Genomic DNA, 13,490 nt, shown 5'->3' on the forward strand with positions numbered 1-13,490 from the left:
CACATGGCGGGCGTGCCGGTCAGACCGGCACTTTCTTCAACATCTCGATGCCGACCTTTCCTTCGGCAATCTCGCGCAACGCGAGTACCGTCGGCTTATCCTTGCTTTCGATCTTCGGTGTGTGGCCCTGCGCGAGTTGGCGCGCACGATACGTCGCCGCAAGCGCAAGCTCGAAGCGGTTCGGGATATTTTCCAGGCAGTCTTCGACGGTAATGCGAGCCATATTGGAATTCCTTGTTGCTATAAATCTATTTTAACTCACCGCACGATCCATCCGCCTGCGATGAGTGGATGCCCAACTCGACGAATAGCTTCTCGTGACGTGCGCGCTGCGATGCGAAACGCAGCCGTGTCGCGGCGACCACAGTCTGCATTTCGGTTAACGTACGATCGAAATGCTCGTTGATCAATACATATTCGAATTCGGGCGCATGCGAGATCTCGCTGCCAGCGGCCAGCAGCCGGCGCACGATCACGTTCGGCTCGTCCTGTCCACGCTTGCGCAGACGCTCCTCGAGCGCATCGAGCGACGGCGGCAGAATAAAGACGCCGACCGCGTTTCGGAACTGCTTGCGCACCTGCTGCGCGCCCTGCCAATCGATTTCCAGCAGCACGTCCACGCCACGCTTCATCTGCTCCTCGATCCACACGCGTGATGTGCCATAGTAGTTGCCATGGACTTCGGCACTCTCGAGGAATTCACCCCGGGCATGGCGCTCTAGGAAATCAGACGTCGGGATGAAATGATATTGAACGCCGTTCGTCTCGTTCGGCCTCGGTGGCCGGGTGGTGTACGACACCGACAGCCGGATCGACGGGTCGCGCGCCAATAGCGCGTTGACCAGCGTCGACTTGCCCGCGCCGGACGGCGCGACCACCATGAACAGGTTACCGGGATATTCTGCAGTATAGGGATTGAGATTGTTCGTCATCGTGTCGGACTACTCCAAATTCTGAACTTGCTCACGCATCTGCTCAATCAGCAGCTTCAGCGTCATCGACGCGTCAGCCAGTTCTTTCGCCGCGGCCTTGGACCCTAGCGTGTTCGCTTCCCGGTTCAGTTCCTGCATCATGAAATCGAGCCGCTTGCCAACCCGGCCGCCCTTTTCAATCACGTGGCGAGTCTCGGCCAAATGCGTACTCAGCCGCGACAGCTCCTCGGCGATGTCGATTCGGATGCCGTACATTGTCACCTCTTGACGGATCCGTTCAGCGATTTCCTCGCGCGAGACAAGTTGTGGCGAGCCGTCCGACGCCGCCACGCCGAGCGCTGCTTGCAGCCGCTCAACAATCTTTTGCTGATGACGCGCGATCAGCTCGGGCACCAACGGCGTAATACGGGTGACGATCGCCTCCATCTCGGTCACATTGGCCAACAGCATCGCGGCCAATTGCGCCCCTTCGCGGCCGCGCACGTTGACTAGCTCGTCCACGGCCTGCTTACCGCAGGCCAGCACTGCGTCGCGCAGCAATGCGGCCGACAGGCCGCTATCGGCGATTACACCGGGCCAACGCAAGATTTCACCGGTGCGCAGGCCGCCCGCGCCGGGAAACACATCGAGCACGGAGCGCTCCAGTGCCGCCAGTTGCAGCAGCGCGTCGCGATTGAGCGACCCGGTCAGCGCCACCTGCTCGCTGCGTTGCACGTTGATACGGATATCGACCTTGCCGCGCGAGAGACGATTCATCAGCATTTCACGCAACGTCGGCTCACAGGTGCGCACCTCTTCAGGCATACGGAAATTGAGGTCAAGAAACCGCGAATTCACGGTGCGCAACTCGACCGATACGCTGGCAGTATGGGTACTGCCGCCGACCTCGGATACACCGTCGGCGACCAGTTCCCGCGTCACGCTCGCATAGCCCGTCATGCTGTAGATCATTGTGCGTCTCGCGAAAAGTTCTGGTAAATGACAATTATCGCACTGAACGCCTACCTGCCCCCGGCAACAGCGGCCAGCATGAGGGAAACGCCTCCGGCTCACCGAGGACAATCGCGTTTAGCGCTAAGATGCGGGTTTCGGGTCGGCGCAGCTGACCTCCAACCGCATCCACTTTCTGACTGTTCCACTATGAAAGTCCCAACTCCGCGGCCCAGCGGCCGCGCCGCCGACGCACTGCGAGACGTGTGCATCACGCGACACTATACGAAGCATGCCGAAGGTTCCGTATTGATCGAATGCGGCGACACAAAAGTGATCTGCACCGCCAGCGTGCTGGAGAAAGTGCCCGAATTCCTGCGCGATCGCGGGCGCGGCTGGCTCACCGCCGAGTACGGCATGCTGCCGCGCGCGACGCACACGCGCAGCGATCGCGAGGCGGCGCGTGGCAAGCAGACCGGCCGCACGCAGGAAATCCAGCGGCTCATTGGTCGTGCGCTGCGCGCGGTGTTTGACTTGGAGAAATTGGGCCCGCGCACGCTGCATATCGATTGCGACGTGATTCAGGCCGACGGCGGTACACGTTGTGCGAGCATCACTGGCGCATTCATCGCCGCACACGATGCGGTGGATACGCTGCTGGCGCACGGCAAGCTCACCGCGACGCCGATCCTCGACCACGTCGCGGCGGTATCAGTCGGCATCCACGGCGCGACGCCGGTGCTCGATCTAGACTACGCAGAAGACTCGCGTTGCGACACCGACATGAATGTGGTGATGACCGGGGCCGGCCGCTTCGTTGAGGTGCAGGGCACGGCCGAAGGCGAACCGTTCAGCCGCGGCGAGATGAACGCACTGCTCGATCTCGCCGAGTCCGGCATCATGCGACTCATCGAGCTGCAAAAAAAGGCGCTGCAGCCATGAACAGCCATTTCGGATCTGCGCAGTCGCGCATCGTGCTGGCGTCGAACAATCCTGGCAAGCTGCGCGAATTTTCTGCGCTAAACGCGTTTGGCATTGATCTCGTGCCGCAGCACGCATTGTGCGTGGGCGAAGCACCCGAGCCCCATCCGACGTTCATCGAGAACGCACTGGAAAAAGCGCGCCACGCGGCACGCGTCACCGGCTTGCCCGCGCTTGCCGATGATTCGGGGCTATGCGTGCATGCGCTGGGCGGCGCCCCAGGCGTCTATTCAGCCCGCTATGCGCAATTAGCCGGTGGCGAGAAATCCGATGCGGCCAACAACACGCGCCTGCTCGACATGTTGCGCACGCACGCCGACCGGCGCGCCTACTATTATTGCGTGCTAGTGCTGGTGCGCCATGTCGACGATCCCGAGCCGTTGATCGCCGACGGTCGCTGGCACGGCGAAATCCTCACCGAGGCCCGTGGCGGGCACGGTTTCGGCTACGATCCGCTGTTCTATATCCCTGCGCTACAGGCAAGCGCCGCCCAGTTGCAGCCGGAAGTGAAGAACGCCCATAGCCATCGCGCGCTGGCGTTGGCAGAGTTGATCCGTCGATTGAAGAACGCATGGTGAATCATCCCATCGCGGGACGCGCACCCGCCCGTCCCTCACCGCTCGCGCACACCGACGCTCCAGGATCGGGCGGCGCGGTGTCCGCGTTCATTGCACCGGGACGCATCCGGCTCACCGCACTGCCGCCGCTGTCCCTGTATGTGCATTTTCCATGGTGCGTGCGCAAGTGCCCGTATTGCGACTTCAATTCGCACGCGTTCACACGCGGTCCAAACAACGCGCAGTTTCCTGAAACCGAGTATCTGGACGCGCTACGCGCCGACCTAGAAGCGGCGTTGCCGTTGATCTGGGGACGGCCGGTCCATACCGTGTTCATCGGCGGCGGGACGCCGAGCTTGCTATCGGCCCAGGCGATTGACCGGCTGTTGTCAGACCTACGCGCGTTGCTGCCACTGGACGCAGATGTGGAAATCACGCTCGAGGCGAATCCCGGCACGTTCGAAGCCGTCAAGTTCGCGAGCTTTCGCAGCAGCGGCGTCAACCGGCTCTCGATCGGCATCCAGAGCTTCAACGACGCTCACCTGCAGGCACTGGGCCGCATTCACGACGCAGCGCAGGCTCGCCGCGCGGTAGAGATCGCGCGCTCGAGTTTCGACAACTTCAATCTGGACTTGATGTTTGCGCTGCCGGGCCAGACACTGGCGCAATGCCAGGCGGACGTGGAGACTGCGCTGTCATTCGCGCCGCCCCATTTGTCGCTGTACCATCTCACGCTGGAGCCGAACACCTATTTCCACAAGTATCCCCCTACGCTGCCCGACGATGACACGTCGGCCGACATGCAGGAGTGGATCCATGCACGCACGCGTGAAGCCGACTACCACCGCTACGAAGTGTCAGCGTACGCTAAAGCGCACCGGCAAAGCCGGCACAACCTGAACTACTGGCAATTCGGCGACTACTTAGGCATCGGCGCAGGCGCGCATTCGAAACTGTCTTTTCCGGAACGGATCGTGCGACAGATGCGCTACAAACACCCCGCCACCTATCTGGCGCAGACTGCCGCGGGCGCACCGATCCAGGAACAGCACGAAGTCAGTACGCGTGACCTACCGTTCGAATTCATGCTCAATGCGCTGCGGCTCACCGAAGGCTTCCCGGTGCATCGGTTCATCGAGCGGACCGGGCTGACGATGACATCGGTCGAGCCCGCCCTCGCGCAAGCCGAACGCCGTGGCTTGATCCGTCGTGACCATACGAGTATCGCGCCGACGTCGCTCGGCCAGCGTTTCTTGAACGACCTGCAGGCATTGTTCCTGAAGGACGACGCGTGAACCGGCGCGCATGCCCGCCTTGGCTGCATGAAACGGCGTGCGCACGGCCTCGTGGCAGCTGGCCGGGAGGTGCGTGCGCATCCGCCTGCCGGCCGATGTTCAGCACGCGCAGCAAATCGGCTACAATATCGCGTTCCAGGAAGCGTGGCCGAGTGGTTTAAGGCACTGGTCTTGAAAACCAGCGACGGGCAACCGTCCGTGAGTTCGAATCTCACCGCTTCCGCCAACCTCATTCTCAATCCTTTGATCTAAAAGGATTTCAAAAAGTTGAATGCTTGTAACTCTGCCCGTGCAAGCAAAATGGCCATCTCGGCCAAAATTAGCCTAAGTCGCGACGTTCGACCCCATGATTCGGCCGTGCGATAGGCAAAAAACTGGCCTGGCGAGCCGGTTAAAAACGGTCGAACCGTCGCTCAACATGGCGAATGTTTGTCATTCATGATGCGGCGATGATTTTGGCGCTTAGGCGATGCGCCGAACTTCCGAGAATGTTGTTATGTCTGGCGAGTGCCGATCATGTTCGACGTACTGGCATTCTTGTTATGATCGCGGTGCTGCTACGCAACTCGGTTGGGTTCAGAGTGGTGTATGTCTTCTTTGCGGCCGTTCATTACTCGCCTTCGGCCTCGGTTACGACAAAATGCAAGTAGCAGGCGATACAGCGCCACCGATGCTGATTGTCAGCCGACCGGCACTTCCCCTTCGCCCGGCGCCTTGCCGGGCCGATCATGCGGCGCCTGCTTGCGGCCGCTGTCGTGGCGCTCTGGCATCCTGCTCTTTTCGTGGTCGCTATGGTGCGCAGGCGTGGGATGTTTCGTCGGTGCATCGTTTTCCATCATGGCTTCTCCCGATTTTGGAACGGCGTGCACCGTCCATTATGTAGTGCTCTGTTAGCAAGCGCCGCGCCCACCGACAGGAATGCGCGCCACTGCGCACGCGCGCACATTCCCGCGTACAGATGACAGGGGCGCAGACCGCTACGCCCAAGGTAATTCCAACCCAAGGTACCCCTCACGCTCACCTTGCACTATACGGCCTGCCGCTCGACAGCCGCTCCTTCTTGCTCCCAACCTAGCCTCAATGGTGTCGGCATACAAGATGAAAGACGCCCGGCACATCGATCAAGCCAATGCAAGTTTGGTCGAGATAACCGATTTGCTGCGGGCCGTACACCGGGCGGCATCGTCAACGTCTATTCGGAGCGCGGCACGGCGAGACTGCCACACGGGGCCACCGCGCGCCGCTTCCGCGCCCGGACCAGTCGCGCCGTAGCGATCACCGCGCCGATCGCCAGCGCGTCGCCGCACAGCCCCGCGACGAACGGCATCCGCTGCGGACCGCTGGCCCGCAGCGCCGTATCGATGACGATCGATATGAACGCACCGGCCACAAAGCACGGCATCCCTTGCTGTCCCACGTTGACGACGTCCCGCATCCGGATGGCCAGTACGCGGAGCCAGCCGCGCTGGACCGCGACGGCCACGGGCCACGCCAACGCGGCAAAGCTGACGATTCGCAGCGGCGCAAGGTTCTGTTTCATGACGCCTGGCATCGGCTGGGTCTGCAGCACCAGCTTAGAGAACGCAAAGCCGAGCGCAGTGCCAATGGCGATCCACGTCAATTCGCGAGCTGTATGCGATGCATAAAACGCTGGAGGCACGGGATGCAGCCGTGCCAGCATCCCGCAAACAAACATAAATTGCCACGCGAACGGATTAAATCCCCAGCCGCCCGCTCTGGCGCTGGGCAGCAGCGGCCCCAGCACTGGCCCTAACAACCATACCACGAGGCTACTCAATAACGTGACGACGGGTGCACGGCGTGCGTAGGGTACCGAAACGCCGGCGCCGAGCGCAAAGAACGCATACATGGGCAGCACGGCAGACAAGTATGGCTGGTGCCGAAACAATGCGATGTCACGGATCATTGACCATGGCTGCGCCACGAACAACGGCCATTCGCTCTCGGCGAGCATCGGCGTGCGCAAGCGCAGCGCGGCGATCATCGCTCCCGAGGCAAGCATCAACGCCGCGGTCAGCCAATAGGCGCGATAGATTTGCATGCTGCGCGACAGGAAGCGCATAGTCGCGGCCCGCCCGCCGCGGTTCGCTTCGACCGCCGCATAGGCAGCCGCTGACGCATAGCCGCCCAGGAATACGAACACTTCCGCGGCATCACAAAATGCGTAGTTATGTAGCATGAACTTGGCCAGCGAGCTGCCGGAGATGTGATCGAGCACGATCACAATCAGGACCACGCCTCGAAGGAAATCGACTTCGATTGAGCGTCGTATAGGCGTCGTCATTCACCGCTCCCGCATTACCGTCACCAACCGCCGTGCTCCCTTGCCCAGTTCAGGTCGTGGAGTCGGATCGGCCCGAAAAGATTCCGGGAAAGTTTAGATCGCGCAGGAACGCTGCGTTTCATGACGCAATCGTGCGGATTGGCCATCGATACGGCAAGGTTCTTCGCCGGTTTCGGCAGGATCGCACGCACTGAAGCGGCGTCACCCAACAGGACTTCAGTCGCTAGTCACGCGCCGCACACACGGCCGGCGGCGGTCACGATTGCGGAATTTCGATTTTGACTTCAAGCACCTCGAGATCGTCCTGCCGCTCGAGCTGAACCTTGATGTCGTCGTTTGAGATCGCCACGTACTTCGAAATCACCGCGACCAGCTCACGCTGCAGCGCCGGCAAATAGTTGGCCGGCGCTCGTCCGGCCGCACGCTCATGCGCGATGATCAGCTGCAAACGCTCTTTTGCAACCGACGCGGACTTGCGTTTCTCGCCCAGCAGAAAAGAAAGAATTGACATTTCCCCCCCTTACTTGCTACCGAACAGACGTTGCAACAAGCCCGGTTTTTGATAATCAATGTACCGCAGCGGCTTTTGCGCCCCAAGAAAACGCGCGATCACGTCCTTGTACGACTCAGCCACGTCGGTCCCGTCCAAATGCACCGCCGGCACGCCCTGGTTCGATGCATGCAGCACCGACTCGGATTCCGGAATCACGCCGATCAACGGGATCCGCAGAATCTCCTGGATGTCGTCCAGCGACAGCATCTCGCCTTCGCTGACACGCTTTGGGTTATAGCGCGTGATCAGCAGGTGTTCCTTGACCGGTTCCTTACCCTCAATCGCGCGTCGCGTCTTGGACGCCAGGATCCCGAGGATGCGGTCCGAATCTCGAACCGACGATACCTCGGGATTCGTGACAATCAGCGCCTCATCCGCAAAGTGCATCGCCATCAACGCACCGGACTCGATACCGGCTGGCGAGTCGCAGACGATGTACTCGAAGTCCATTTCAATCAAGTCGTTGATGACTTTCTCGACGCCCTCCAGTGTCAATGCATCCTTGTCGCGCGTTTGCGATGCGGGCAGGACGTATAACTGCTCGCACTTCTTGTCTTTGATCAACGCCTGGTGCAGGTTCGCTTCACCCTGGATCACGTTGATCAGGTCGTACACGACACGACGCTCACAGCCCATGATGAGATCGAGATTACGCAGGCCGACGTCGAAATCGATGACGGCCGTCTTGTGCCCGCGCAACGCGAGTCCGGCCGCAAAGCTTGCGCTTGTCGTCGTCTTGCCGACCCCGCCCTTGCCCGAAGTCACCACAATGATTTTTGCCATACCATTACCTTGTATTCGTCAATGTGCTCCGCCACTGTCGGTGCGGATGTCTTCCTGTCTTCCAATACGAATTGCCGCTACGTCAACCGCAGCGGCTCGATGATCAACTTCTCGTCCGCCAACCGGATCTGTACCGACTTGCCAAGCACATCGGACCCGAGTGGCGTCTCGGTGGTCCGGTAGATACCGGCGATCGAGATCAGTTCCGGCTCCAGGCACGTGCAAAAGATCCGCGCGCCGTGGTTGCCATGCACGCCCGCCAGTGCGCGTCCTCGCAGCGGCGCATAGATGTGGATGTTGCCTTCGGCAATGACTTCCGCCCCATAGCTGACCAAGCCCAGCACAACGAGGTCGCCCTTTGCATAGACTTGCTGCCCCGAACGCAGCGGCTTGTCGATCACCAGTGTCGCACCGCCGCCGCCCCGCTCGGTGTCGGCTGCGGCATCGCTCTGTGGCTTGGCCGTCATGTCACACGATGTGGCCTGCGGCACCGTCGATGCGGCCTGTGGCGGCGATTCGGCCGCGGGCTCGTCGCTGCGTGCCACACGCCGCTCACGTGACTCGACGAACGGCAGTGCATCAAGTTGTGCCCACGGCCGCTGAGCGTCGTTCGCGACAATGCCGGCCGGATGCATCCGGAATGCCTTCAGCATTTCGGCCACTTCTGCGACCGGCACGCGTTGGTTCGCCGGCAGGCGCCGCAGGTCGATCGCCACCACATCGTTGGCGAAAAACTCCGGTGTCGCGTCGAAGCGTCGACTCAGTTCAGCGCGCATCTCGGCCAAATCAGTCGTCTTCACAATGAACAGAAGCGTATCCAGCGTACCGCTGCGCAGTTCGAAAAAGGGCGATTTCTTGGCCGACATAAGAGATTGCAAAAAATTTACCGTATTTTACAGGCCTGCGGGGTGACACCGCGAAAGATTGGCCGTGTTTGCCCTAAATAATGGCGTGGCGGCTCATAGCTTCGCTTGCCGTCATGGAATGGGGCTTGCTACAGAAATGGTGATCATTTAATCGAAGCGATCCAATGGACTCGACAGACAAAAACCCGCCCCAGCCCGAGCAACGACGCCAGGCAGCCGAAAGCCTGTTGAAAAAGCCAGAGACTGAAACGGCGCGCGCGCAAGTGAGCGACATCGAGCGCGCGTCGAGCGGAAAAGAAGCCGGGTTGGGCAATATGCAATCTACGTCGTCGCCCGGTGCAACGTCATACGCGCCCCGCGCAGGCATCGACGGCCCCGCGGACCCCGTGCAGGCGGCTCATCCACGCGGCACCGACCTGCTCAACAACGATGCCACCGATAACACGGTGGACACCGACGGCAAGAACGCAGAGGCAAAGAAGACCGGCCAAAACATCCAGGCCATTGTGTCGCAGGCCACGCTGGACAACGCTGTCCCCACGCCGGCCCGTGGACTTGGCGGCTTTGACAGCCGCGTCGGTGGCGAATTGCCGCTCATTGCGCTGCGTGATAGCTACGAGCTTGTAGACCATGGCGTTGTAACACCAGTCGAATTGCCACACCCGGCGCTCGAATCGACGTTGACCGACCGGGAGTCGCTTGCCGTCGCGGCCGCAGCGCGCGGCGAATCGTACGCCGCTCATCGGCTTCGGCCCGAGCGCTTGATTGAAATACGCCTGCGTGGCGGCGCAAAGCACTGACGGCAGTTCAAGCCGGGCAGGAACGGTGCTTGCGACACCATACAACATACCGGCCTGCGATTAGGCCGGGCAATCAAACAGGAGAAATCTATGAACAAGGACCAAATCAAAGGCGCAACCCAACAGGTCAAAGGGAAAGCCAACGAGGTCGCCGGGAAGGTGACCGGAAACAAGGCTCATGAACTGAAAGGCGATGTTCAGCAGGCTGTCGGCAAGACACAGCGGACGTGGGGTGATGCGAAGGAACAGGTAAAGAAAGGTTCGTGAGTTGCACATGCCCTGCCGCGCTGGTGGGCATTGGCCGTCCCTTACTAAGGGGCGTGTGTTCCGAGCGCGGCGTGTTCTGGCATCGTGATACGTGCTCGACACAACAACACAAGAAAGCCGCCGGCGGGGGTGGCTCTATTCGGCTGAAAGCCTTGTCTGTGGCGGAAAGGGAGGGATTCGAACCCTCGATACGGGAGAACCGTATACCGGATTTCGAGTCCGGCGCATTCGACCACTCTGCCACCTTTCCTGGGATTTTGACTTCGCTGATCGGGTCGCTGCTCAGCGAAGTCAGATATTATAGACAATCCGTCGAGCAATTCCAAGCGGATTTTCACGCGTCAAGCTTCACCCTATCTGCTCACGCGCCGGGCTCCAGCCGCGCGATGCCGCCCATATATGGGCGCAACGCCACCGGAATCGTGACCGACCCGTCGGCGTTCTGGCCGTTCTCCAGGATCGCCACCAGTGTGCGGCCGACCGCCAGCCCGGAACCGTTCAACGTATGAACCAGTTCGGGCTTGCCTTGTGCGTGGCGGAACCGCGCCTGCATGCGGCGCGCCTGGAACGCCTCGGTGTTCGAGCACGACGAAATCTCGCGATAAGCATGCTGCGCCGGCAGCCACACCTCGAGATCGTACGTCTTTGCCGCCGAGAACCCCATGTCGCCGGTACACAGCGTGATCACGCGGTACGGCAACTCCAGCCGCTGCAGGATCGTTTCGGCATGTCCCACCATTTCCTCCAGCGCCTGGTATGAGCTGTCCGGCAACGTGATCTGCACCATCTCGACCTTGTCGAACTGATGCTGCCGGATCATGCCACGCGTATCGCGCCCGTACGCGCCGGCCTCGGACCGAAAGCACGGCGAATGCGCGGTCAGCCGGATCGGCAATCGATCCGCGTCGACGATGCTGTCGCGCACCGTGTTGGTCAGCGAGATCTCCGACGTCGAGATCAAGTATTGCGTGACCTTATTGTCGCCCTCCCCTTTCTCGACGCGGAACATGTCGTCGGCGAACTTGGGCAACTGGCCGGTGCCGTATAAGATCTCCGGGTTCACGATGTAGGGGGTATAGCACTCGGTATAGCCATGCATCTGTGTGTGCGTATCGAGCATGAACTGCGCGAGCGCACGATGTAGGCGCGCCGCCTGACCGCGCAGCAACGTGAAACGCGCGCCAGCCAGCTTTGCACCTGCCTCGAAATCAACCCCCAGCGGCACACCGAGGTCCACGTGATCCTTTACCGTAAAATCAAACGTGCGCGGCGTGCCCCAGCGCCGCACCTCGACGTTGCCCGCCTCGTCTGCGCCGACCGGCACGGACTCGTGCGGCAGATTCGGGATGCCAAGCATCAGCTCGGATAATTTCGCCTGGACTTCGTCCAGCTGCAGCGCTGACGCCTTCATCTCGTCGCCGATGCCTGCGACTTGCGCCATCACTGCGGAGGTATCCTCGCCGCGCCCCTTCATCGCGCCGATCTGCTTGGACAGGCTGTTACGGCGCGACTGCAAGTCCTCGGTGTGCGTTTGGAGCCGACGGCGTTCGGATTCGAGCGCCTGAAACGCAGCGACGTCCAATGTGTAGCCGCGATCGGCCAACCGTTGGGCAACCGCGTCGATGTCCTTGCGGAGCAGCGTGATGTCGAGCATGGGGAGCTTTGCAATACGTTGGATGAACTGCAGATTTTACCTTACCGACAGCGCGGATCGCGGCAGCCTAGAGACCAAGTGGCAGTGTGTCCCCATGCCTTGGTGCCTTGGTGCCTTGGTGCCTTGGTGTCGTAATGCCGTAGTGCCGCAGCGTGTAGCGCCTGCAGCCAGGCACATGTTCAACCTTCCCCGTGCTTATGCTCGCGGCGCCACGCCTGGTCCAGCCCGCGCAGGCGCTCTAGCTTTTCGCCGATCTTCTGCTCCAGTCCGCGCGGCACAGGCGTATACCAGCCGGGCTCGCGCATGCCGTCCGGCAAGTATGTCTCACCCGCCGCATAAGCGTCGGGCTCGTCATGCGCGTAGCGGTATGCATGGCCATAACCGAGCTCCTTCATCAGCTTGGTCGGCGCGTTGCGCAGATGCACCGGCACCGCCCGCGACCTGTCCTGCGAGACGAACCGCCGAGCCGCGTTATATGCGTTGTAGCCGGCATTCGACTTCGGCGCGACGGCCAAATACAGCACCGCCTGCGCGAGGGCAAGCTCCCCTTCGGGGGTACCCAGCCGCTCGTACGTTTCCGACGCATCCAGCGCAATACGCGCGGCGCGGGGATCGGCCAGCCCAATGTCTTCCCAAGCCATGCGCACAATGCGACGCGCAAGGTAACGCGGATCAGCACCTGCGTCGAGCATCCGGCACAGCCAATACAATGCACCGTCGGGGTGGCTGCCCCGCACCGATTTGTGCAATGCACTGATTTGGTCGTAGAACGCATCGCCGCCTTTGTCAAAGCGGCGCAGATTGTCGGCCAACGCCGAGCCAAGCAGTGTATCGTCGATCGATGTGGTCTTCGCACGGTGCGCGGCGCGTGCAACGATTTCGACGTTATTGAGCAACTTGCGTCCGTCGCCATCGGCAGAGCCAATCAGCGCGTCGCGTGCGCTGTCCGTGATGGTCAACCCGCCGCCCAATTCGGCGAACGCGCGCTCGAGCAATGCACGCTGCTCATCATCGTCCAGGCTCTTGAGGACATAGACCGCCGCACGGGACAACAAGGCGCTGTTGACCTCGAACGATGGATTTTCGGTCGTGGCGCCGACGAATACGAACAAGCCGGACTCTACATGCGGCAGGAAGGCATCCTGCTGGCTCTTGTTGAAGCGATGGACTTCGTCGACAAACACCAATGTCTGCCGCCCGCGCGCGCGATGGGCCTGTGCCAAATCGACCGCCTCGCGGATATCCTTGACGCCGGAGAGCACGGCGGACAGCGCAATGAATTCGGCGTGAAATGCGGCGGCCATCAAGCGCGCCAACGTCGTCTTACCCACGCCAGGCGGCCCCCACAGAATCATCGAATGCGGCTCGCCGGACTCAAACGCCACTCGCAACGGCTTGTTTTCGCCAAGCAAGTGGCGCTGGCCAATCACTTCGTCGATTGTCTTCGGGCGCAGCCGTTCCGCCAGCGGAATGGCGGTGCGGGTATCTTCGAACATGGACTTAGCGTATCACTTCACAACATCGTGCATGCATTATGACAGCCGCCGATGCGCCCGTGCGAACACGC

Annotated in this window: 15 protein-coding genes and 2 tRNA genes; 6 read left to right on the forward strand and 11 right to left on the reverse strand. The window is 61.1% G+C overall.

Annotation, left to right across the window (positions count from 1 at the left end; all coding sequences use genetic code 11):
* Positions 1-19 precede the first annotated feature (19 nt).
* The 3 genes from rpoZ to RA167_RS09200 are packed head-to-tail and all read right to left on the reverse strand — an operon-like array spanning position 20 to position 1,883.
* Positions 20-223 carry a DNA-directed RNA polymerase subunit omega gene (rpoZ, locus tag RA167_RS09190; RefSeq protein ID WP_076785305.1) on the reverse strand — a complete coding sequence of 68 codons (204 nt, stop codon included), beginning with the start codon at positions 221-223 and terminating at the stop codon, positions 20-22.
* Between the two features lie 25 nt (positions 224-248).
* On the reverse strand, positions 249-932 hold the full coding sequence (gene gmk, locus RA167_RS09195) for a guanylate kinase (protein ID WP_076785306.1): 684 nt from the start codon (positions 930-932) through the stop codon (positions 249-251).
* A gap of 9 nt (positions 933-941) precedes the next feature.
* Positions 942-1,883 carry a YicC/YloC family endoribonuclease gene (locus RA167_RS09200; RefSeq protein ID WP_076785307.1) on the reverse strand — a complete coding sequence of 314 codons (942 nt, stop codon included), beginning with the start codon at positions 1,881-1,883 and terminating at the stop codon, positions 942-944.
* A 189-nt stretch (positions 1,884-2,072) separates the two neighbouring features.
* Here RA167_RS09200 and rph point away from each other — a divergent pair, with 189 nt between their 5' ends.
* The 4 genes from rph to RA167_RS09220 all read left to right on the forward strand — a co-directional run bounded on the left by rph (position 2,073) and on the right by RA167_RS09220 (position 4,921).
* Positions 2,073-2,804 (forward strand): ribonuclease PH, encoded by a 732-nt coding sequence (gene rph, locus RA167_RS09205; RefSeq protein ID WP_076785308.1) that lies wholly within the window; start codon positions 2,073-2,075, stop codon positions 2,802-2,804.
* Positions 2,801-3,421, forward strand: a complete 621-nt coding sequence (gene rdgB, locus RA167_RS09210; RefSeq protein WP_076785309.1) for an RdgB/HAM1 family non-canonical purine NTP pyrophosphatase — start codon at positions 2,801-2,803, stop codon at positions 3,419-3,421. Before rph ends, rdgB begins: the two co-directional genes overlap by 4 nt.
* Positions 3,415-4,695: a radical SAM family heme chaperone HemW gene (gene hemW, locus RA167_RS09215; protein WP_237574225.1), complete on the forward strand. Its 1,281-nt coding sequence runs from the start codon at positions 3,415-3,417 to the stop codon at positions 4,693-4,695. Before rdgB ends, hemW begins: the two co-directional genes overlap by 7 nt.
* Positions 4,696-4,833: 138 nt before the next feature.
* Positions 4,834-4,921: transfer RNA gene (locus RA167_RS09220), tRNA-Ser, on the forward strand.
* 454 nt (positions 4,922-5,375) lie between these two features.
* Here the strand turns inward: RA167_RS09220 and RA167_RS09225 are convergent.
* The 5 genes from RA167_RS09225 to minC form a co-directional block, all read right to left on the reverse strand.
* Positions 5,376-5,534, reverse strand: coding sequence for a hypothetical protein (locus RA167_RS09225; RefSeq protein WP_170872448.1), 159 nt, complete (start codon positions 5,532-5,534; stop codon positions 5,376-5,378).
* Positions 5,535-5,887: 353 nt separating this feature from the next.
* Entirely contained in the window at positions 5,888-7,000 is a 1,113-nt protein-coding gene (gene opgC, locus RA167_RS09230; protein ID WP_076785310.1) for an OpgC domain-containing protein, read from the reverse strand.
* A 256-nt stretch (positions 7,001-7,256) separates the two neighbouring features.
* Positions 7,257-7,511 (reverse strand): cell division topological specificity factor MinE, encoded by a 255-nt coding sequence (gene minE, locus RA167_RS09235; RefSeq protein WP_076785311.1) that lies wholly within the window; start codon positions 7,509-7,511, stop codon positions 7,257-7,259.
* A gap of 9 nt (positions 7,512-7,520) precedes the next feature.
* A complete protein-coding gene (gene minD, locus RA167_RS09240) occupies positions 7,521-8,336 on the reverse strand; it encodes a septum site-determining protein MinD (RefSeq protein WP_076785312.1) in 816 nt (271 codons plus the stop codon).
* 77 nt (positions 8,337-8,413) lie between these two features.
* Positions 8,414-9,202 carry a septum site-determining protein MinC gene (gene minC / locus RA167_RS09245; protein WP_076785313.1) on the reverse strand — a complete coding sequence of 263 codons (789 nt, stop codon included), beginning with the start codon at positions 9,200-9,202 and terminating at the stop codon, positions 8,414-8,416.
* A 164-nt stretch (positions 9,203-9,366) separates the two neighbouring features.
* Here minC and RA167_RS09250 point away from each other — a divergent pair, with 164 nt between their 5' ends.
* Both RA167_RS09250 and RA167_RS09255 read left to right on the forward strand, forming a co-directional pair.
* Positions 9,367-10,002, forward strand: a complete 636-nt coding sequence (locus tag RA167_RS09250; RefSeq protein WP_076785314.1) for a DUF3005 domain-containing protein — start codon at positions 9,367-9,369, stop codon at positions 10,000-10,002.
* Positions 10,003-10,092: 90 nt separating this feature from the next.
* Positions 10,093-10,269: a CsbD family protein gene (locus tag RA167_RS09255; protein ID WP_076785315.1), complete on the forward strand. Its 177-nt coding sequence runs from the start codon at positions 10,093-10,095 to the stop codon at positions 10,267-10,269.
* 159 nt (positions 10,270-10,428) lie between these two features.
* On the opposite strand, the gene RA167_RS09260 is transcribed toward RA167_RS09255, so the two are convergent.
* The 3 genes from RA167_RS09260 to RA167_RS09270 form a co-directional block, all read right to left on the reverse strand.
* Positions 10,429-10,519: transfer RNA gene (locus RA167_RS09260), tRNA-Ser, on the reverse strand.
* Between the two features lie 111 nt (positions 10,520-10,630).
* Positions 10,631-11,923 carry a serine--tRNA ligase gene (serS, locus tag RA167_RS09265; protein ID WP_076785316.1) on the reverse strand — a complete coding sequence of 431 codons (1,293 nt, stop codon included), beginning with the start codon at positions 11,921-11,923 and terminating at the stop codon, positions 10,631-10,633.
* A gap of 179 nt (positions 11,924-12,102) precedes the next feature.
* Positions 12,103-13,419, reverse strand: coding sequence for a replication-associated recombination protein A (locus RA167_RS09270; protein WP_076785317.1), 1,317 nt, complete (start codon positions 13,417-13,419; stop codon positions 12,103-12,105).
* Between the last annotated feature and the right edge of the window lie 71 nt (positions 13,420-13,490).

The sequence above is a fragment of the Mycetohabitans endofungorum genome, assembly GCF_037477895.1.
Lineage (GTDB): Bacteria > Pseudomonadota > Gammaproteobacteria > Burkholderiales > Burkholderiaceae > Mycetohabitans.